Below are 17,850 nucleotides of genomic sequence, written 5' to 3'. Positions count from 1 at the left end.
TTCAATGCTCCCAGAAATAGACGGTTGCGGGCTCGGGTTCCCAGACCCTCGCATTGTCTATGCCGGGTAGTTTGGTCAGCGCGCGATATTCCGAGCCGAAGGCGACATACTGGTCGGTTTCGGCCATCACGGCAGGCTTGCAGGCGATCGGATCGCGCACCACGCCAAAACCGTTCTTGGTGCCGACGACGAAGGTGAAGAAGCCGTCGAGGTCGGAGAGCGTGCCTTCCAGCGCCTCGCCGAGATTCTTGCCATGCGCCATCTGCGACGAAAGATAGGCGGCGGCCACTTCAGTGTCGTTCTCGGTCTCGAAGGTCATGCCTTCACGGATCAACTCGCGGCGGACGTTGTTGTGGTTCGACAGCGAGCCATTGTGCACCAGGCACTGGTCGGCGCCGGTCGAGAACGGGTGCGCGCCCATTGTCGTCACCGCCGATTCCGTTGCCATGCGGGTATGGCCGATGCCATGCGTGCCGGTCATCTTGCGGACATCGAAGCGATCGACGACAGCCTCAGGCAGGCCGACTTCCTTGTAGATCTCGACAACGTCGCCGGCGCCCATGATGCGGATGTCGGGGCGCAGCGCCTGGATGGTTTCGCGCGCTTCATCGATCTTGGCCGGCGTGGTCCTGACGACGGCATGGGTGGATTTCACCGCGATCGTCACTGGCGTGCCGATGGCCTTGGCGAGCTCCGCCTCGAGGCCGCGGAAATCGCGGTCGGGCTTGGCGGACTGGATGGTGATCTTGGCCTCATTCTTGGAAGGCGCGCCATAGATGGCGATACCGGCGCTGTCGGGACCGCGATCGCTGAGGGAGATCAGCATCTGCGACAGCATCGCACCAAGCTGGGGTTCCAGCGACTTGTCCTTCAAAAACAGTCCGACAATTCCACACATGTCAGCCTCCCGATGTTTGTAGCTAAGAGATCGTTTGTAGCTAAGAGAGGATGTATCGAATGAGCCGCACAAATTCAATCGTATGAAAAAAATATTCCTCTAGTTACCTATGCGGCTCAATGCCGCTCTGCGCACTGTCGCCGTCTCGCCGGGCATTGTGAACCCATTTGGCGGTGCGGATGCGGGCGAGCTTGTAGGCGTCGAGAATCGACAAGGCATAGATCAGGAAGCCGCCGGCGTGACGGCCGACAAAGCTGGCATCCGACGGTGCGATCTTGGCCGTCGCCCATGCCAGGATCACCATGAAGAAAAGGAACTGAAGGCCGCGCACCGGCACGCCGAGAATGACGTGCCCGCTTCCCGGCAGCACGATTGCGGCGCCGAGAACCAGATAGGGATTGGTGGGTGCCGTGGTGGGACTGGTCATGCGGCTTGCCGTTCGCTTTTGTTGATGGCGTCGCGAAGCGCCGACACCGACACCAGCAGTCTTTCGATCAGCGCGGGCTCGAGTGTGGCGTCGCCAAACTCGGCCTGCCGGAACACACCGTAGCGCGCCCGTTCGGCTTCGGCCAGCAGCCACACGATGCGTACCCCTTTCGGGGTGATCAGCAGTTCCTTGGCGCGCCCTTCGGAAAAAATCCCGAGGTGGCCGGCGATGGTCTCCAGTGGGAAGTGGACGCCCCTGCGATCCGTCCGCAACACGGCCTCGGCCGGAAATGCCGAACTCTTCGGCAGCGTGTGGTCGAGATGATCGAAATTGGAGAAGGTCGTCGGCGACCCCGGCCGCATCATCATATCGAAGGTGCCGGGCACGGCCACCGGCTCGGTGATCGAAACACTGAGCCAGCGCGCCGGCAGTTTCCGCGTCGCCAGTGTGTCGACGATGGTGCGCACCTGGACACGTTTGCTGTTCCAGGACCCTTCCCAGGTGATGACACCGGCGGTGCCGTCCGAGACATTGGCTGCGTCGGCGATGGCTGTGCGGATGCGGTCCTGCTCGACGGCAAGCGCCATCGATGCCCTGTTGCGGCTGGCACGCGCCTGCCAGGCAAGGTGGAGAACGATAGCCAGGACAATGGCTCCGGCCAGCAGTGCTGATGTCAGCTCGGACATTTTCTCATGCCACGCCCATCCAGGATACGGACCGGCCTACTCCCATCAATAACCCTGCGGCTTCGGCCACGGCATGGTGAACTGATCGCCGCGCCGCACGAATTTGTAGCGATAGAAATGGAACCACAGTGAGATCAGGAAATAGAAGGCGACCATGGCGATCAGTTGCGAGCCGAAGCCGAGGAAGATGGCGAAGAAGGTCACCACGCACAGGCAAAACAGCACGATGGCCGGGATCGGGTGGAAGGGGTGCGTGTAGCCGCGGCGGATCGAGCCCAGCGGCCACTTCTTGCGGAACATGATGATGTTGATGCTCATGAACGTGTATTGCAGCACGCCCGACAGGATCGAGAAGGTGATCGCCTGGTTAAGGTCGGCGATGAAGGCGAAGGCCAGCGCGATCGGCAGCAGGAACAGGATCGAACGATAGGGCGTGCGATATCTCGGATGCACGGCCGAGAACCATGTCGGCAGATAGCGGTCGCGGCCGAGCGAGAACCAGGCGCGCGCCGCATCGTTGATGCAGCCATTGGCGGAGGCCATTGCAGCAAGCAGCGTGGCGACGAACAACAGGTTCTCGAGCAGCGGGCTGCCAGTCAGCTTGCCGGCGTCCCACAGCGGATAATAGGTGATGCCGAGATATTCCCATGGCATCATCGAGGCGCAGACATACCAGGTCATGGCGGCGGCGATCAAAAGCGTGATCATGCCGGCCATGGTGCCGTAAGGCAGCGAGCGCGCCGGCGAGCGCACTTCCTCGGCCGCCTGTGTGGTGCCCTCGATCCCGAGATAGTACCAGATGCCGAACTGGAAGGCGGCGATGACGCCGATCCAGCCATAGGGGAGCGCATTGCCTGGCGTGACCAACTCGTTCAGCTTCAGCACGGCGCCTTGCGTCCACGGGCTGACCGAAAAGAACAGGATGACAATCGAGATATAGGCGACCGCTGTGATGACGAAGTTGACATTGAGCGTCATCAGCACGCCGCGATAGTTCAGCCACGCCAGCACGACGATGGTCGCGGCGATGAAGGAATTGTGGGTGAGCCCTTCGACCCCCGCCTTGGCGACGATGGTGTCGCCGAGCAGGATGGCGTCGGACACTTCGAGCATGGTGTAGGCAAAGACCAGGAACAGCGCGACGTTGAACGCCATCAGCGGTCCGACGATGTGCTTTGCCTGCGCATACTGACCGCCGGCGGCGGCCACGGTCGATGTCACCTCGGAATCGATCATGGCGACCGAGGTGTAGAGCAATCCCACGACCCAGCAGACGATCAGCGCGGCCAGTGCGCCACCCTTGTCCGCCGAGAAATTCCAGCCGGTGAATTCGCCGACCAGGACGATGCCGACGCCGAGCGCCCAGACATGGGCCGGTCCGAGCACGCGCAGGAGTGAAACTCTGTCCCCTTGGGCAGCCGGGGCAGCCGGTTCAAGTGCGATCGTCATTGTTCAATCCTCACTCAGATCCGGTGTTTTTCGGAAGTGGCTTCCAGTTCGCCCTCGCGTGAGGAGGTCAGCACCTCTTCGGAGAAGGTCGTGTCAACCTTGAACCAGTCGTAGAGCATCCACAAAGCGAGCACGATCGAGATGCCCCAGCATGCGTAAGAGAGTGCCACCCACATGATCGTGTCCCCCGAATTAAATCGTCCTAAGAACTCTTACTTGTCGTCGAATTTTTCGTTGATGACGTCGCGATATTCGCGGTCTGATGCACGAAACAGGAAGACGAAATAACCGATCAGCACCGCCGCCATGATGATCAGCGTCGGCCAGTCGATGACATAGTGGAAGCGGTTCTGGATGATGTCGTGCGCGGTCTCGGGCGTATAGCCGAGCTTTTCCCAGATAGACGCCATGGTCGGGTTCTGGCCTAGCGCTTCCCAGGTCTTGGTGTCGAGCGCGTCGATGGATTTCGCCGCGCCGGCGAGGCCCAGCTTGAGCGGTAGCCACAGTGCCACGAAAATGGCGACCACGACGACGGCAATGTCGAAAACCTGCCCGGCCTTGCTTTGCTCCGGCGGCGTGTAGCGGGACATCTCTTCTACCCCTCAGGACTTGCGGTTCAGGACTTGCGGTTGCGGAACGCGTCGGCGTTCTTGATATCGAGCCCGTAGATGAATTCCTTGTCTTCCTTGTAGTGCTTGACCATCGCCAGGATGGCGGCCGTGTTGAAGATCAGCACGGCGGCGGCGGCGATCGCGACCACGGCCTTGATGCCGCTGTGCGGGATGTAGGGCCATGTCATGAGGAGGACGAAGAGGATCGTCGCCCACAGGCAGACGATCAGGAGCGCGGCTCCGCGCACGTCGGAACGATACAGCGCTTCGATGCGCTGTTGCATGTCTGACATCGGTTTCTCCCCTTTTCCGCCGTCCGGTTCCGAATCCCCCGTCCGTCGTCCTCTTTCAACAGAGTGAAATTTTTTTCATAAGTTCTGTCTGAATCCCGCAATTGTCAAGCGCGATTTACGTGGGGTTAACCGTTTGGTTTGCGCGGCGGATTTTGCCTGACAATGAAATTAATTGCTTATGGGTATTGCGGCGCCCGGAGGTTTGCGATCAATATTCGGCCAAAGCTCCCGCCGCTGCGCAGGGGGCAGGGAACAGCAGAGCATTATCGAAACGGAGGACGAGCGGATGACGGCATCCTGGAGATTTTCGACCTTGGCGGGTCGCCACCGAGCGCTCGGTTCGAAGCTCGAAGACTGGAGCGGCATGGGAACCGCCTGGACCTACGACAAGGATGCCGACGAGGAGTACATCGCCATCCGCACCAAGGCTGGTCTGATGGATGTCTCCGGCCTCAAGAAGGTCCACATATCAGGGCCGCACGCCTCGCATCTCATCGACCTCGCCACCACACGCGATGTCGAAAAGATCTATCCCGGCAAGTCGGCCTATGCCTGCATGCTGAATGAGGCGGGCAAATTCACCGACGATTGCATCCTCTACCGCACCGGCCCCAACGCTTGGATGGTCGTGCATGGTTCGGGCACCGGCCATGAGGAGTTGCAGCGGGCAGCTATGGGCCGCGACGTCTCGCTGCGCTTCGACGACAATCTGCACGATCTGTCGCTGCAGGGTCCGACAGCAGTCGATTATCTGGCCAAGCATGTGCCGGGCATTCGCGACCTCAACTATTTCCATCACATGCAGACGCAACTGTTCGGCTTGCCCGTCATGATTTCGCGCACCGGCTATACCGGCGAGCGCGGCTACGAGATCTTCTGCCGCGGCCAGGATGCCGGCACGATCTGGGACAGGATCCTCGACGAGGGCAAGAGCGCCGGCATCATTCCGTGCCGCTTCACCACGCTCGACATGCTGCGCGTCGAAAGTTATCTGCTCTTCTACCCCTACGACAATTCGCAGAAGTATCCGTTTGAGAACGAAGGCCCGGGCGACACGCTGTGGGAACTCGGCCTCGACTTCACCGTCAGCCCCGGCAAGACCGGCTTTCGCGGCGCCGAGGAGCACTATCGCCTGAAGGGCAAGGAGCGCTTCAAGATCTATGGCGTGCTGCTCGACGGCAAGGAGCCGGCTGACGAAGGTGCGCCGGTCTATCGCGACGGCAAAAAGGTCGGCGTGGTGACCTGTGCCATGTATTCGCCGCTGGTCGAGAAATCGATGGGCATCGCCCGGCTCGACGTGGACTGCGCGGTCAAGGACACCAAGCTCGAAATCCGCAACAAGAGCGGTGCCATCAAGGCGACGGCGCAGCCGCTTCCCTTCGATGATCCAAAGAAGGCCAAGCGCACGGCGAAAGGTTGAGGCATAGTCAACACCGAGGGGTTCGAGCAATTCCAGGAAAAGTGTGAAACGGTTTCCCTGCGGAATTGCGTCAAAGCAAAGAGATAGAGCGGTCCGCCGTTTCTATGAAACGGTGAAGCGCTCGAAGGCACGAAGACATAAATGGCAGCCAAAAGCATCATCAGCCGGCCCGTTTACGGAACCTTGTCTCCGCAACCCGGCAAGCATCATCTTTTCATCGCGGACGCGGAAGGGGCGCTGGCGATAGCGGAGATGGCCGGGAGGGCGCCGCCCGGGTTTTTCGACGACGCCGAAATCGTCTTCATTCCCGGGCTTGACGGGAAACATGCCGTCGCACTCGAAGCGTTGAAGCCGGCACAGTTCCACCAGGCGCCGTCCTTTGCCAGCCTGCTGCCACGGCTCCGGCAGACACTGGCCAACGCGCATATGGGCTTGCGCCTCTATCTCGCCGGCACCGAGGGCCTGATCGGCCAGGCGATGCAGGTGGCGCTTGAAGCCGGCATCGACCACACTTCGATCCAGACCGAGCACCGCGGCTCGCTGGCGCGGCGCATGCAATGTGTCCATTGCAAGGGCATCACCGAGAATGTGACGACGCAGCCGGCGACCTGCGCGCATTGCGGCCTGCTGCTTCTGGTGCGCGACCATTATTCCAGGCGCATCGCAGCCTTCCAGGGCGTCTGCATCAATGCGGAAGATCGCTCGGAGATTCCTCCGATGGAGGAGATTTTTCGATGAGCACCGGAACAACAAAACTCGATGTCGTTGTCAGCGACGTCATCCCGGTCAACGACCTCGTCACCCGCTTCCATTTTCGCCGGCGCGACGGGCAGCTTTTGCCGACTTTTTCCGGCGGCGCCCATGTCGTGGTCGAGATGCGCGACGGCGAACGCACCAGGCTCAATCCCTATTCGCTGATGGGCTCGCCGCTCGATACGCGCGAATACACGATCTCGGTGCGGCGCGACGATGTCGGCCGTGGCGGCTCGCTGTTCATGCACCGGAGCGTCAAGCCGGGCATGGAGATGGTGGTCAGCTACCCCGTCAACCTGTTCTCGCTCGACCTGCGCGCCAAAAAGCATCTGATGCTGGCCGGCGGCATCGGCATCACGCCGTTCATGGCACAGACCGCTCAGCTTGCGGCGAAAGGCGGCAATTTCGAACTGCACTACACCTGCCGCACCGCATCGCTCGGCACCTATGCCGATGTGCTGCGCGAGCGCTACGACCGCCGGGTCAGGCTCTATCATGACGACCTTGAGGAGCGCATCGAACTCGACCGGTTGCTGTCGACGCAGCCGCTCGGCACGCATCTCTATGTGTGCGGCCCGGCTGGCATGATCAACTGGGTGCGCGATCGCGCGGCAAGCCTCGGCTGGCCGGCGGAAACCGTGCATTTCGAGCATTTCGCGGCACCTCAACCCGGACTGCCGTTCGACGTGAGGCTTGCCGTCAGCGGCAAGGCGATCCGCGTCGATGAACAGCAGAGCCTCTTGGAAGCGATCGAGGCGGCCGGCGTCGATCCGCCCTATCTCTGCCGTGGCGGCGTCTGCGGCCAGTGCGAGACCAACGTCATCTCTTGCGACGGCAGGTTCATCCACAACGACCACTGGCTGAGCGAGGAAGAGCACCGTTCGGGCAAGAAGATCATGCCGTGCGTGTCGCGCTTCGAAGGCCGGTCGCTGGTCCTGGAACGGTAGGAGAAAATCATGGGCATCACCTTTCGCAAGGAAACGTTCCGCGATGACTTCACCTTCAAGAACAGCCCGGAGCACATCAGGCGCTTCCCGTTCCCGTTCCACGAAGACGCCTACATGTATGCTGTCAACATCGAGCCGCATGTCGTCGGACCCAGGGGCAGCGTGCTGGAAAACCTGATCGACGTCGACGAGCACTATGTCGCCGAGATGCAGGACCGCGCGCTGGTGTTGGCCGAGGATCCGCTGCGCTGCCAGTCGCTGCCGCACATGACGCTGGCCGGCTGGGACCTGCTCGAGCTTTTGATGGAGCAGCAGGCGCTGGGCTATCCCGAGCATTTCACGCTGACCCGCGACGGCGATCGCTGGCGCTGGATCAACCGGCCGCTCGGAATCGACGACACCTTCACTTTCGGCGACACCTCGACGCTGCCTTACGGCCCGATGGAATACATCACCCGGCAAAGCCAGGGCGATTTCTGCATCCTCGACCAGCGCGACGGCAATCTGTGGATGGATGCCGGCATGGTCACCACCCAGGCCGACTGGTCGCTCGATTTCGACATCGGCATGAACTTCTTCGAATGGCATGCGCCGGTGCCGCTGGCGCATGAGAAGGGGATTTTCGTCAGGGCGCTGAAATTCCTCACCAACATCCAGCAGGGCAAGCCGGCGCGGCGCCTGAACTGGACGATGACCATCAATCCGCGCCTCGACACCAGCCCCGAGAACTACCACAAATGGGGGCCGGACCGGGCGACGGTGACGCCGGAGAATGTCGGCGACAAGGTGCATCTGCGGGTCGAACTGCAGAGCTTCTGGCGGCTGCCGCGCTCCAACGGCATCGTCTTCCCGATCCGCTGCTATCTGATCAAGATGGACGAGCTGGCGACGCAGCCAAAATGGGCACGGCGCCTGCACCGCGTCATCCGCGACCTGCCTGACGAACTCGCCAACTACAAGGGCCTGACACGCTATCGCCCGGCGTTGGTCGCGTGGCTGTCGAAGCTGGACGATGGGAGCGCGACGAGCCCAGGGTTTGGGCCGGATTGAATAGCTGATGTTGGCGCTGCCCCCAAAGCAGCCAATCTCCCCCCAAGAGGGGGAGATGCCCGGCAAGGCAGAGGGGGGCGCCGTGGAGCGCCTGCCTTGCCCAATCTCCACCTCCGCGCTTACGACGCGTCGCCCAGCCCAGCCACAATCACGACATGCTGGCAGACATTGTCGATATCGCGAATGACATCGTCGTTCCAGAAGCGCAGGACCGTCCAGCCCAGCGCTTCGAATTTGGCGGTTCTTGCAGCGTCCGATTCCGACGTTTCGGCCCGGCCATGCTGGGAACCATCAAGCTCGACGATCAGCTTTTTGTCCGGGCATGCAAAATCGACGATATGGCCGGCGATAGGCATCTGGCGCCGAAACCCCAGTCCCATCAGCCTGTGTGCCCTGATCTCATTCCAAAGCTTGAGTTCGGCATCGGTCATCACCTTGCGCATCGTGCGCGCATTGCGGCGGCTGTTGGCGGATACCAGATTGTGCGTCATCGCGGTTCGCCCCCCTCTGTCCTGCCGGACATCTCCCCCTCCAGGGGGGAGATCGAATGTCACTTCAGCTTTCGCCAATCACCAGTGCAAAAGAGGAGCCGTCGCGAAGCCGATCTCCTCACGAGAGACCAAGGGGAGATCGAGTCCCGCTTAACCCGCGCTCTGCGGATAGCAGATAATCGACAGATAGCGCATCGGCAGTTTCGTCAGTTGCTCCGGCCCGTGCGGCGCGTCGGCGTCGAAGAACAGGCTGTCGCCGGGCTTCATCGGGTAGAGGTTGCTGCCGTGCCGGTAAACGACCTCGCCTTCGAGCATGTAGAGGAACTCCATGCCCTCATGCTGGAAGGTCGGGAACACATCGGAATCCTCGGTCAGCGTGATCAGATAGGGCTCGACGACGACGCCGCTGGTGTTGGATCCGATATGGCCGAGCAGGTTGTACTGATGACCGGCACGGGTGCCGCGGCGTTCGACATCGAGACCTTGGCCGGCCTTGACGAAGACGGCACTGCGCTCCTCCTCGAAGCGGCGGAAGAAGGCGGTGACCGGAACGCCGAGCGCCCGCGACAGTGCCTGCAAGGTGGTCAGCGACGGCGAGGTGATACCATTCTCGATCTTCGACAGCATGCCGAGCGAAATGTCGGTGGCGACCGCGAGATCAGCAACGGTGATGCCGAGCTTCTTGCGGAAGGCCCGCACCTCGCGGCCGATCGCCACCTCCAGCACTTTTTCGCGCGTGTCGCGAATGGCATGCGGGTTCTGCGTCAGCGGCGCGCGGATGGTCTTGCCGTCGGCCGAGACCTTTGGCAGCGGCTTGGCCGTTGCACCGGCAAGACCAGCCTTGGGATCGGAAACCTTCTTCGCCATGTCGCCCCCGGCACTCCTGGGATTTATTTCACTCTAGGTGAACATGTCAGGTGCCGATACAGGAGCGCAACTGCGACGGCAAGTCGCGTGAACGCGCATGCGCATGATAATGATGTTTGGCCGCGTCCGGTTTTTCGCAGGAAATCCACATCGGCGAAACCTTGTTTCAGCATCGGGCTGTTGACAGCACGAAAGGGCCAATTACTGTCCTGTGAGTGAAATTTGTTTCGTAAGAGCAATTCCGGGAAAAGCGCATAGCGCTTTCCCCTTGGGAATTGCGTCAAGACAAAAGTCGAAACCAGATCGGGAGGCCTGCCATGAAAAGTCGCGTTGCCGTCATCGGAGCCGGCCCGTCCGGCCTGGCACAGCTCAGGGCCTTCAAGTCGGCGGCCGACAAGGGCGCCGACATTCCCGAAATCGTCTGCTTCGAAAAGCAGTCGGACTGGGGCGGCCTGTGGAACTACACCTGGCGCACCGGCCTCGACGAGCATGGCGATCCGGTGCACGGCTCGATGTACCGCTATCTCTGGTCGAACGGACCGAAGGAGTGCCTGGAATTCGCCGACTACACTTTCGAGGAGCATTTCGGCCGGCCGATCGGCTCCTATCCGCCGCGCGCCGTGCTGTGGGACTACATCAAGGGCCGCGTCGAGAAATCCGGCCTGCGCAAATGGGTGCGCTTCAACAGCCCGGTGCGCATGGTGACGTTTTCGGACGAGACGAAGAAATTCACCGTCACCGCGCATGACCGCACCAACGACGTCACCTATTCCGAAGAGTTCGACAATGTCGTCGTCGCTTCCGGCCATTTCTCGGTGCCCAACGTACCCTATTTCGAGGGCTTTTCGACCTTCAACGGCCGCATCCTGCACAGCCACGATTTCCGCGACGCGATGGAGTTCAAGGGCAAGGATATATTGATCATCGGCCGCTCCTATTCGGCCGAGGACATCGGCTCGCAATGCTACAAATATGGCGCCAAATCCATCACCTCCAGCTACCGCTCGAAGCCGATGGGCTTCAAATGGCCGGAGAATTGGCAGGAAGTGCCGCTGCTGCAGAAGGTCGTAGGCAAGACAGCCCACTTCAAGGACGGCACCACTAGGGATGTCGACGCCATCATCCTGTGCACCGGCTACCTGCACTCCTTCCCCTTCCTCACCGACGATCTGAAGCTCAAGACAGCCAACCGCATGTGGCCGCTCGACCTCTATGAAGGCGTCGTCTGGGAGAAGAACCCGCAGCTTTCCTATATCGGCATGCAGGATCAGTTCTACACCTTCAACATGTTCGACGCGCAGGCCTGGTTCGCCCGCGACGTCATCATGGGCCGCATCGAGCTGCCCTCGGCCGAGGCGATGGCCGAGCACGGCGCGAAATGGAGGGCGCGTGAGGAAACGCTCGAAGACGCCGAGCAGATGATCTGGTTCCAGGGCGACTACACCAAGGAATTGATGGACCAGACCGACTATCCGGGCTTCGACGTCGAGGCGGTCAACCAGACCTTCATGGAATGGGAACACCACAAGGCGGAGAACATCATGGGCTTCCGCGACCACGCCTACCGCTCGCTGATGACCGGGACCATGGCGCCGCTGCATCATACGCCGTGGCTGCAGGCGCTGGACGATTCGATGGAGAGCTATCTCGAGGTGAAGGGCGTGGCGGCGGAGTAGGGCGGCGCCTGCTACCCCAGCCTTGCCCTGGCCTTCGCCGTCCAGGCGCTGAACAGCCGGTCGGCGACAATGCCGATGAAGGCGATGGCGAGGCCGGCAACGATGCCACGACCGGAATCGGCCTTGGACAGCGCGATGAACACTTCCTGGCCGAGATCGCGCGTGCCGACCATGGCGCAGATGATGATCATCGCCAGCGCCATCAGGATCGTCTGGTTGACGCCCAGCATGATTTCGGGAAGCGCCAGCGGCAGTTGCACGCGAAAGAAGGTCTGGCGCGGCGTGCAGCCCGAAACCTTCGCCGCCTCGATCAGCGCCGGCGGCACCTGCCTGATGCCGTGATTGGTGTAGCGGATGGCAGGCACCACGGCGAAGGCGATCGTTGCGATCATCGCCGTGACGTCGCCGACCCGAAACAGCATCACCACCGGGATGATGAAGCAGAAGGACGGCAGCACCTGCAGCGTGTCGATGACCGGTGTGACGATCTTCTCGAAACGGTCGCTGCGTGAAGCCATCAGGCCGATCGGGATGCCGATCAGGCAGGCGATGAAGGCAGAGATGCCGCAGAGATAGACGGTCGCCATGGTCTTTTCCCACAGGCCGGTGATGGCGCAGAAGGCAGTCAGCGCTGCCACCAGCACGGCCAGCCGCAGGCCGGAGAGCTGATAGCCGGCAAGGCCGAGCAGGAACACCGCGCCCAGCCAGGGAAACCCTTCGCAAAAGGCACGCAGCGGGTTCAGCAGATTGAGGATCAGCGCCACGCGGAACGCTTCGATCGTGTCGAAGAAATTGATCGTCACCCAGTTTACGGCCGCTTTCCACAGCGGCGCGGTGGTGAAGGTGATCGCCTTCGGCACCGCTGCGAAGGCCGGCACGAACAGGCCGAGAAGTGTCGTCACCACAAGGATGGCGATGGCCAGCGTCAGATTGGGGTAACGCTGCCAGAGGCTCGGGCTCATCTCCTGATGGGCATGGCCTTTGGCCTGCTTGTGCGCGATGGCCTGGCTCAGCCGGTCGAGCGCAATGGCCAGTGCCACGATGGCAAGGCCGGCTTCCATCGCCTCGCCAACCTTCAGTGCGCGCAGCGCCAGGAGCACGTCGTAGCCGAGGCCGCCGGCGCCGATCATCGAGGCGATGATCACCATGTTCAGCGCCAGCATGATCACCTGGTTGACGCCGACCATCAGTGTCGGCCGTGCCGAGGGCAGCAGCACTCGCCACAGTTTCTGCCGCGCCGTGCAGCCTGCCATCTCGCTGAAATCGTCGATCTCCGACGGCACCCGCGACAGGCCGAGCATCGTTGCCCGCACCATCGGCGGCGTGGCGAAGATGGCGGTCGCGATCATCGCCGAGACCGGGCTGTTGCCGAACAGCAGCAGCATCGGGATGAGATAGGCGAAGGTCGGAATCGTCTGCATCAGGTCGAGGGCAGGGGAGACGATAAGCCTTTCGGCCCATGGCCTGCGCCACGCCCAGATGCCGGCGAACAGCCCGGTGACGATACAGAACGGCACGGCGATGGAGATCAGCGCCAGCGTCAGCATGGCGCTGGTCCATTGGCCGAACAGGGCGATGTAGAGGAAGCAGCCGCCGACCAGCAGGCTGAGTTTTCTGCCGCCAGCGGCATGACCGGCGAGGAAGGCGGCGGCGCAGACGCCGACCCAGGACAGGCGCGGCAGGATATAGGCGTCAGCGCCGTGGCCGATCTTGAAATTCTTGGCCAGTAGATTGAGCGCGAAATCGAGGGGAACGCCGAGCACAGCGGTGATCGAGCGGGTCAACCAGGACAGGTTCGACTTGATCCAGCGCATCAGCGCGCTGACCCAGTCGGCGACCGGCACGACGGCGCTTGCCGGATAGTTGACGGCCCAGGGCAGGCGGTCCTGCAACAGGAACACGACAAGCACGGCGGCAAGCGCGAACACCCAGACCAGCAGCCAGACCTGAATCGGTCGCGACCGCGTCTCGCTGGCGCTTGCTGTCACCGTCATGCGCCGACCCTTGAGCGATCGATGCCGGCCAGCAAATCGATCACCGCTTGCGGCGTCACCTCGCCGATCGGCTTGCCGGTGCCGTTGACCACCGCGAACGGCTTGTTGGCGGCAACGATACCGGCAGAGAAGCTGGCGATCTTGGCCTCCGGCGCCACCGTTCCGCCATGCTCCGAGCCGTCGCAGGCGCGCATCAGACTGCGTGCCGAGATCACCTTGGCGCGGTCGACGTCGCGGGTGAATTCGGCGACATAGTCGGTCGCCGGATTGACCACCAACTCCTCCGGCGTGCCGATCTGGATGACCTCGCCATCCTTCATGATGGCGATGCGGTCGGCCAGCCGGATCGCCTCGTCGAAATCATGGGTGATGAAGACGATGGTCTTGTGCAGCATGGTTTGCAGCCGCATCAGCTCATCCTGCATTTCGCGGCGGATCAGCGGGTCGAGCGCCGAGAACGGCTCGTCGAGGAACCAGATTTCCGGTTTTGTCGCGAGGCTTCGGGCGATGCCGACCCGCTGCTGCTGGCCGCCGGACAATTCGCGCGGATAGAAATGCTCGCGGCCACGGAGCCCAACGAGTTCGATCACCTCGCGCGCCCTTGCTTCGCGCGTCTGCCGATCCTGCCCCTGAATGCTGAGCGGGAAGGCGATGTTCTCCAGCACGTTGAGATGCGGCAACAGGGCAAAATTCTGGAACACCATGCCCATCCGATGGCGTCGCAACTCGATCAGCGCTGCATCCGAAATCTTCAGCAGATCCTTGCCCTCGAATTCGACCTTGCCGTGGGTCGGCTCGACCAGCCTCGACATGCAGCGCACCAGCGTCGACTTGCCGGAGCCCGACAGGCCCATGATGATGAAAATCTCGCCCTGGAGGATTTCGAGGTCGACGGCGCGCACCGCGCCGACCAGCCCTGCGGCGGTGACGTCGGCCATGCTGGCCTTGCCGTCGCGTTCGCGGATGAAATTGGCCGCGTTCGATCCGAACAGCTTCCAGACATTGCGGCAGGCAAGCTTTATCGGGCGGGCATCTTTTGGCGTGCCCGCCCCCTTGGCGCCCTGTTCAGTCTTGTCCGTCATTCAAACGTCCTTCTGGAACACCAAGAACTGAGGCCCGGCTGATCAGCAGCCGGGTCTCATCTTCCAGTCGGAACGATCACTGCGCCCAGGCTTTCCAGTCGGCTTCGTGGGCAGCGATCCAGGCGGCCGCGACGTCTTCCGGCGTCTTGCCGCCGAGATCGATCTCGCCGCTCATCTTGTTGAGTTCGTCGGTGTCGACCGTGTAGGCCTTGGCCACCTTGTAAGCGACCGGCCATTTGTCCTTCATGCCGGACCAGGAGTACTTCCAGATCTCGCCATGCGGCTTGCCGCAATCATATTTGGCGTCGGGGTTGGTGCCCCATTTCGGGTCGCTGTAGCACTCGGCCGTGTATTCGGGGAATTCAACCCATTCGCCCTTGTATTTGGCCGGCGCCCAATGCGGCGAATAGATCCACAGCATGATCGGCGCTTTGCGCTGATAGGCCGAGTCCAACTCGGCGAACATCGCCGCGTCGGTGCCGGCATGGATGACGGTGAAGGGCAGTTTCAGCGCTTCGACGCGCTCGTCATCAAAGCCTTCCCATGTTACCGGGCCGCCGAGATAGCGCCCCTTCGGTGCGGTCTCCGCCGTCGAGAAGGCTTCGGCGCATTTCGGATCCTTCAGCGCTTCCCAATTGGGCAGGCCGGGGCACTTCTCCTTCATGTATTCGGGAAACCACCATTCTTCCTTGGCCTTGGGGCCGAGCTTGCCCAGCCGTTCGGTCTGGCCTGTCGCATCGGAGGCCTTCATGGCCTCGCCGGCGGTCGTGTCCCAGAATTCCATGCCGACATCGAGATCGCCATTGGTGAGGCCTGTGGTCAGGCTGGAAAGATAGTCGGCGGTCGGATACTCGACTGTGTAGCCGAGCTTTTCCAGGATGCCGCCGAGGATCTTGGCGTTGAGGTTGACGCTGGTCCAGTCGAACAGCGCGATCTTGATCGGATCGTTGGATTCCGGTGCGGCGGCTTGGGCGGAAGGTGTCAGCAGGCTTAATGTCGCGAGCGCGACGGCGCTCATCGAGAGTTTCGAGATCTGGCTGCGAAATGACATGCTTGTTCTCCTTCAAGCTGTGAAATTATCGTTCGTTCCCTTCTTGCGGCTTTTCTTGATTGTGTTGGAAAGACTGGTCTTTGCGCAAGGCCGTCGGCGCCAAATTGTTGCCCCGGCTTTGGCCAGTGCAGGCAAGATGGTGCTCAATTCTGGTGATGATGGAACAGGATCGGAGTGTCGGCGTCATGACTGCCGACGGATCGCTGAGGGAGCGGTCATCTGCGGATCGAATGCCAGTCCTGCGGCGCCCTGCAAGGTGCGAGCCATCAAGGTCGTATGATCTCGGCTACCCGCCTGGTAAGCCCCATCTCGCCAAGGCCGTTTCATAGGATGAAATTATATATACCAAGGTTCATGTCGCGCAACGACTAACGCTTCGCGAGACGTACAAATTCAGACTGCAGGCGAAGCTGAGCTCTTACCAGCAGACGTAGCCGCCATCGACAATCAGGTCGAGGCCGGTGACGAAGCTCGCTGCGCGGCTGGCGAGGAACACCGTCGGCCCGACCATTTCCTCCGGCGCCGCCATGCGCCCCATCGGCGTGTCGCGCTTGAAGATCTTCACCTCTTCGGCCACCTCCGGCCGCTTGTTCATCGGCGTCAGCGTGTAACCGGGACTAACCACATTGACGCGCAGGCCGCGATCGGCCCACTCCATGGCGAGGCTCCTGGACATGTGGATGACGGCGGCCTTCGAAGAGTTGTAGTGCGCCTGCGTCAGGTCGCGGTTGACGATGGTGCCCGACATCGAGGCGATGTTGATGATCGAGCCCTTGCCTCGCGCCAGCATCTTGCGCGCTTCGGCCTGACAGGACAGGAACACGCCGGCGACATTGACGTCGTGAACCTTCTGCCACGTCTCCAGCGGCATCGTCTCGGCGGGCTCGGAGCCGGCAATGCCGGCATTGTTGACGGCGACGGTGAGCGCACCGAGTTCGCTCTCGACGCGATCGATCGCCGTCGCGAGATCGCTCTGCGATGTCACTGTACCGGTCAGCACCAGCGCTTTGCGGCCGAGCGCCGTGATCCGGTGCGCGGTTTCGTCCAGCCCACCCTTCGATGCATGGCCGAAACAGGCGACGTCGGCGCCTGCCTCGGCGAGCCCGATCGCGATTGCCTGGCCGATGCCGCTGCCGGCGCCGGTGACCAGCGCGACATCGCCGTTCAGCTTGAAAAGATCCATCGAGTGCCCTCCCTGGCCCAGGGAGGGTATGCGCTGAGCCGTGCTTCGATCAAGCGCCCGCGCGCAAATGGCTCAAGCGGCGTCGATACTCAGAAATAACCGCTCGACGCGGCCGTGGCTTCCTTCGGGATTTCGACGCCATCGACCAGGATCTTGTCGACCAGTTCGTGGTGGAAGCAGACCAGCCCCTTGATGCGCTCCGCCTCGTGCACCGGCTCGGGATAATACCAGACCAGGTTCTCGTGACGCTTGGCCTTGGTCGTCACGTGATAATAGTTGGAGATGCCCTTGTAAGGACAGCGCGAAATGTAGCGGCTGGGCGCGAACATATCGAGCCGCGTATCGGCGATCGGCAGATAGTGGCGCACCGGATGGCCGGTTTCGAACAGGAACACGCCGCGGCGTGAATCGGCGACCTGTTCGCCGTCGAGAATGACCTGCACGCGCCGCGACGACGGGAGGCAGTCGACCCGGCGGAACGGATCGCGGGCGTGGACGAAGATCTCCTCGTCCTCCTCGAACCAGTGTCCCATCTTACTCCAGGTGAACGACATGTAGTCGGATATTGGCGGACAGCCCTTGACCGGATCGAGATAGCGCCAGGCCGCGTCCTCGACCAGCGTGATGCCGGTGTTGAGTGAATAGTGGGTGGCTGTGCCCTTGAACGGGTCCTCTGTCGTCGTCTTGCTCGGCAGCAGGAATTCCTCGCGAACGTCGCCGATCGGGAAGTAGTAGACCGGCAGGTGATCGGATTCGTAGAACACCAAGGCATTGGTCGTATCGGCCACGGTCATCGATCCCACCTGCACACGCAGGCGCTTCTGCGTCGGCATGGTGAAGGCTATGTAGCCCGGCTCGAATTCATACTGCACGATGGTGTCGAGCAGCGGAAAATGCGGCCCACGGCCGCGCAGATGGGGCTTGCGAATGGTAGTCTCCCGTTTTGTTTCTTTTGTCATCGGGCGCTGGCGC

19 protein-coding genes are annotated in these 17,850 nt (G+C 61.8%); 5 read left to right on the top strand and 14 right to left on the bottom strand.

All coding sequences use genetic code 11. The annotated features are described in order from the left end of the window. Nucleotide 1 precedes the first annotated feature (1 nt). From NKJ67_RS05785 to NKJ67_RS05755, 7 genes are all read right to left on the bottom strand, one after another. Nucleotides 2-898, bottom strand: coding sequence for a class II glutamine amidotransferase (locus NKJ67_RS05785; RefSeq protein ID WP_063167616.1), 897 nt, complete (start codon nucleotides 896-898; stop codon nucleotides 2-4). 103 nt (nucleotides 899-1,001) lie between these two features. Beyond that, nucleotides 1,002-1,325, bottom strand: coding sequence for a hypothetical protein (locus NKJ67_RS05780; protein WP_256745840.1), 324 nt, complete (start codon nucleotides 1,323-1,325; stop codon nucleotides 1,002-1,004). Then, the gene (locus NKJ67_RS05775) at nucleotides 1,322-2,011 is read right to left on the bottom strand and encodes a hypothetical protein (RefSeq protein WP_352580775.1); all 690 of its coding nucleotides are present in this window, start codon (nucleotides 2,009-2,011) and stop codon (nucleotides 1,322-1,324) included. Before NKJ67_RS05775 ends, NKJ67_RS05780 begins: the two co-directional genes overlap by 4 nt. 45 nt (nucleotides 2,012-2,056) lie before the next feature. After that, nucleotides 2,057-3,460, bottom strand: coding sequence for an APC family permease (locus NKJ67_RS05770; RefSeq protein ID WP_023808735.1), 1,404 nt, complete (start codon nucleotides 3,458-3,460; stop codon nucleotides 2,057-2,059). A 14-nt stretch (nucleotides 3,461-3,474) separates the two neighbouring features. After that, nucleotides 3,475-3,636 (bottom strand): hypothetical protein, encoded by a 162-nt coding sequence (locus tag NKJ67_RS05765; protein WP_013532900.1) that lies wholly within the window; start codon nucleotides 3,634-3,636, stop codon nucleotides 3,475-3,477. Between the two features lie 36 nt (nucleotides 3,637-3,672). Beyond that, nucleotides 3,673-4,050 (bottom strand): hypothetical protein, encoded by a 378-nt coding sequence (locus NKJ67_RS05760; protein WP_352580774.1) that lies wholly within the window; start codon nucleotides 4,048-4,050, stop codon nucleotides 3,673-3,675. 26 nt (nucleotides 4,051-4,076) lie between these two features. Next, nucleotides 4,077-4,364, bottom strand: a complete 288-nt coding sequence (locus NKJ67_RS05755; protein WP_027036059.1) for a hypothetical protein — start codon at nucleotides 4,362-4,364, stop codon at nucleotides 4,077-4,079. Nucleotides 4,365-4,650: 286 nt separating this feature from the next. Between NKJ67_RS05755 and NKJ67_RS05750 the strand changes: the two genes are divergently transcribed. The 4 genes from NKJ67_RS05750 (at nucleotide 4,651) to NKJ67_RS05735 (ending at nucleotide 8,534) form a co-directional block, all read left to right on the top strand. Beyond that, a complete protein-coding gene (locus NKJ67_RS05750; RefSeq protein ID WP_352580773.1) occupies nucleotides 4,651-5,784 on the top strand; it encodes an aminomethyl transferase family protein in 1,134 nt (377 codons plus the stop codon). A 141-nt stretch (nucleotides 5,785-5,925) separates the two neighbouring features. Further along, nucleotides 5,926-6,522, top strand: a complete 597-nt coding sequence (locus NKJ67_RS05745; RefSeq protein ID WP_292560918.1) for a dimethylamine monooxygenase subunit DmmA family protein — start codon at nucleotides 5,926-5,928, stop codon at nucleotides 6,520-6,522. Then, complete coding sequence (locus tag NKJ67_RS05740) at nucleotides 6,519-7,484, top strand: PDR/VanB family oxidoreductase (RefSeq protein WP_352580772.1); 966 nt, start codon at nucleotides 6,519-6,521, stop codon at nucleotides 7,482-7,484. Before NKJ67_RS05745 ends, NKJ67_RS05740 begins: the two co-directional genes overlap by 4 nt. A 9-nt stretch (nucleotides 7,485-7,493) precedes the next feature. After that, on the top strand, nucleotides 7,494-8,534 hold the full coding sequence (locus tag NKJ67_RS05735) for a heme-dependent oxidative N-demethylase family protein (protein WP_352580771.1): 1,041 nt from the start codon (nucleotides 7,494-7,496) through the stop codon (nucleotides 8,532-8,534). A gap of 119 nt (nucleotides 8,535-8,653) precedes the next feature. Here the strand turns inward: NKJ67_RS05735 and NKJ67_RS05730 are convergent, their stop codons facing one another. Together NKJ67_RS05730 and NKJ67_RS05725 are read right to left on the bottom strand one after the other, a co-directional pair. Then, complete coding sequence (locus tag NKJ67_RS05730) at nucleotides 8,654-9,025, bottom strand: endonuclease domain-containing protein (protein WP_127320072.1); 372 nt, start codon at nucleotides 9,023-9,025, stop codon at nucleotides 8,654-8,656. Nucleotides 9,026-9,175: 150 nt separating this feature from the next. Further along, nucleotides 9,176-9,892 (bottom strand): helix-turn-helix domain-containing protein, encoded by a 717-nt coding sequence (locus tag NKJ67_RS05725; protein ID WP_127270283.1) that lies wholly within the window; start codon nucleotides 9,890-9,892, stop codon nucleotides 9,176-9,178. A gap of 317 nt (nucleotides 9,893-10,209) precedes the next feature. Between NKJ67_RS05725 and NKJ67_RS05720 the strand changes: the two genes are divergently transcribed. Next, nucleotides 10,210-11,568 (top strand): trimethylamine monooxygenase, encoded by a 1,359-nt coding sequence (locus tag NKJ67_RS05720; protein WP_352580770.1) that lies wholly within the window; start codon nucleotides 10,210-10,212, stop codon nucleotides 11,566-11,568. Nucleotides 11,569-11,579: 11 nt separating this feature from the next. On the opposite strand, the gene NKJ67_RS05715 is transcribed toward NKJ67_RS05720, so the two are convergent. The 5 genes from NKJ67_RS05715 to NKJ67_RS05695 form a co-directional block, all read right to left on the bottom strand. Further along, a complete protein-coding gene (locus NKJ67_RS05715) occupies nucleotides 11,580-13,562 on the bottom strand; it encodes an ABC transporter permease (protein ID WP_352580769.1) in 1,983 nt (660 codons plus the stop codon). Further along, a complete protein-coding gene (locus NKJ67_RS05710; RefSeq protein ID WP_352580768.1) occupies nucleotides 13,559-14,644 on the bottom strand; it encodes a quaternary amine ABC transporter ATP-binding protein in 1,086 nt (361 codons plus the stop codon). The genes NKJ67_RS05715 and NKJ67_RS05710 overlap by 4 nt, the downstream gene beginning before the upstream one ends. A 76-nt stretch (nucleotides 14,645-14,720) precedes the next feature. After that, nucleotides 14,721-15,695 carry an ABC transporter substrate-binding protein gene (locus NKJ67_RS05705; RefSeq protein ID WP_352580767.1) on the bottom strand — a complete coding sequence of 325 codons (975 nt, stop codon included), beginning with the start codon at nucleotides 15,693-15,695 and terminating at the stop codon, nucleotides 14,721-14,723. A gap of 418 nt (nucleotides 15,696-16,113) precedes the next feature. Beyond that, nucleotides 16,114-16,878 (bottom strand): SDR family oxidoreductase, encoded by a 765-nt coding sequence (locus NKJ67_RS05700; protein WP_352580766.1) that lies wholly within the window; start codon nucleotides 16,876-16,878, stop codon nucleotides 16,114-16,116. Between the two features lie 89 nt (nucleotides 16,879-16,967). Further along, nucleotides 16,968-17,837 (bottom strand): DUF427 domain-containing protein, encoded by an 870-nt coding sequence (locus NKJ67_RS05695; RefSeq protein ID WP_127397595.1) that lies wholly within the window; start codon nucleotides 17,835-17,837, stop codon nucleotides 16,968-16,970. Nucleotides 17,838-17,850: the final 13 nt, after the last annotated feature.

This window comes from Mesorhizobium sp. M0088 (genome assembly GCF_040322895.1).
In the GTDB taxonomy this organism is placed as follows: domain Bacteria; phylum Pseudomonadota; class Alphaproteobacteria; order Rhizobiales; family Rhizobiaceae; genus Mesorhizobium.
Note: the sequence above shows the minus strand (reverse complement) of the source record. Positions and strands in the feature narration are given on the sequence as shown.

Bases quoted from the DNA above. Each gene is read 5' to 3' on its own strand.
- NKJ67_RS05725 (WP_127270283.1), bottom strand. From the start codon at position 9,892: ATGGCGAAGAAGGTTTCCGATCCCAAGGCTGGTCTTGCCGGTGCAACG.
- NKJ67_RS05775 (WP_352580775.1), bottom strand. From the start codon at position 2,011: ATGTCCGAGCTGACATCAGCACTGCTGGCCGGAGCCATTGTCCTGGCT.
- NKJ67_RS05755 (WP_027036059.1), bottom strand. From the start codon at position 4,364: ATGTCAGACATGCAACAGCGCATCGAAGCGCTGTATCGTTCCGACGTG.
- NKJ67_RS05770 (WP_023808735.1), bottom strand. From the start codon at position 3,460: ATGACGATCGCACTTGAACCGGCTGCCCCGGCTGCCCAAGGGGACAGA.
- NKJ67_RS05705 (WP_352580767.1), bottom strand. From the start codon at position 15,695: ATGTCATTTCGCAGCCAGATCTCGAAACTCTCGATGAGCGCCGTCGCG.
- NKJ67_RS05785 (WP_063167616.1), bottom strand. From the start codon at position 898: ATGTGTGGAATTGTCGGACTGTTTTTGAAGGACAAGTCGCTGGAACCC.
- NKJ67_RS05750 (WP_352580773.1), top strand. From the start codon at position 4,651: ATGACGGCATCCTGGAGATTTTCGACCTTGGCGGGTCGCCACCGAGCG.
- NKJ67_RS05765 (WP_013532900.1), bottom strand. From the start codon at position 3,636: ATGTGGGTGGCACTCTCTTACGCATGCTGGGGCATCTCGATCGTGCTC.
- NKJ67_RS05740 (WP_352580772.1), top strand. From the start codon at position 6,519: ATGAGCACCGGAACAACAAAACTCGATGTCGTTGTCAGCGACGTCATC.
- NKJ67_RS05760 (WP_352580774.1), bottom strand. From the start codon at position 4,050: ATGTCCCGCTACACGCCGCCGGAGCAAAGCAAGGCCGGGCAGGTTTTC.
- NKJ67_RS05730 (WP_127320072.1), bottom strand. From the start codon at position 9,025: ATGACGCACAATCTGGTATCCGCCAACAGCCGCCGCAATGCGCGCACG.
- NKJ67_RS05780 (WP_256745840.1), bottom strand. From the start codon at position 1,325: ATGACCAGTCCCACCACGGCACCCACCAATCCCTATCTGGTTCTCGGC.
- NKJ67_RS05720 (WP_352580770.1), top strand. From the start codon at position 10,210: ATGAAAAGTCGCGTTGCCGTCATCGGAGCCGGCCCGTCCGGCCTGGCA.
- NKJ67_RS05710 (WP_352580768.1), bottom strand. From the start codon at position 14,644: ATGACGGACAAGACTGAACAGGGCGCCAAGGGGGCGGGCACGCCAAAA.
- NKJ67_RS05745 (WP_292560918.1), top strand. From the start codon at position 5,926: ATGGCAGCCAAAAGCATCATCAGCCGGCCCGTTTACGGAACCTTGTCT.
- NKJ67_RS05715 (WP_352580769.1), bottom strand. From the start codon at position 13,562: ATGACGGTGACAGCAAGCGCCAGCGAGACGCGGTCGCGACCGATTCAG.
- NKJ67_RS05735 (WP_352580771.1), top strand. From the start codon at position 7,494: ATGGGCATCACCTTTCGCAAGGAAACGTTCCGCGATGACTTCACCTTC.
- NKJ67_RS05695 (WP_127397595.1), bottom strand. From the start codon at position 17,837: ATGACAAAAGAAACAAAACGGGAGACTACCATTCGCAAGCCCCATCTG.
- NKJ67_RS05700 (WP_352580766.1), bottom strand. From the start codon at position 16,878: ATGGATCTTTTCAAGCTGAACGGCGATGTCGCGCTGGTCACCGGCGCC.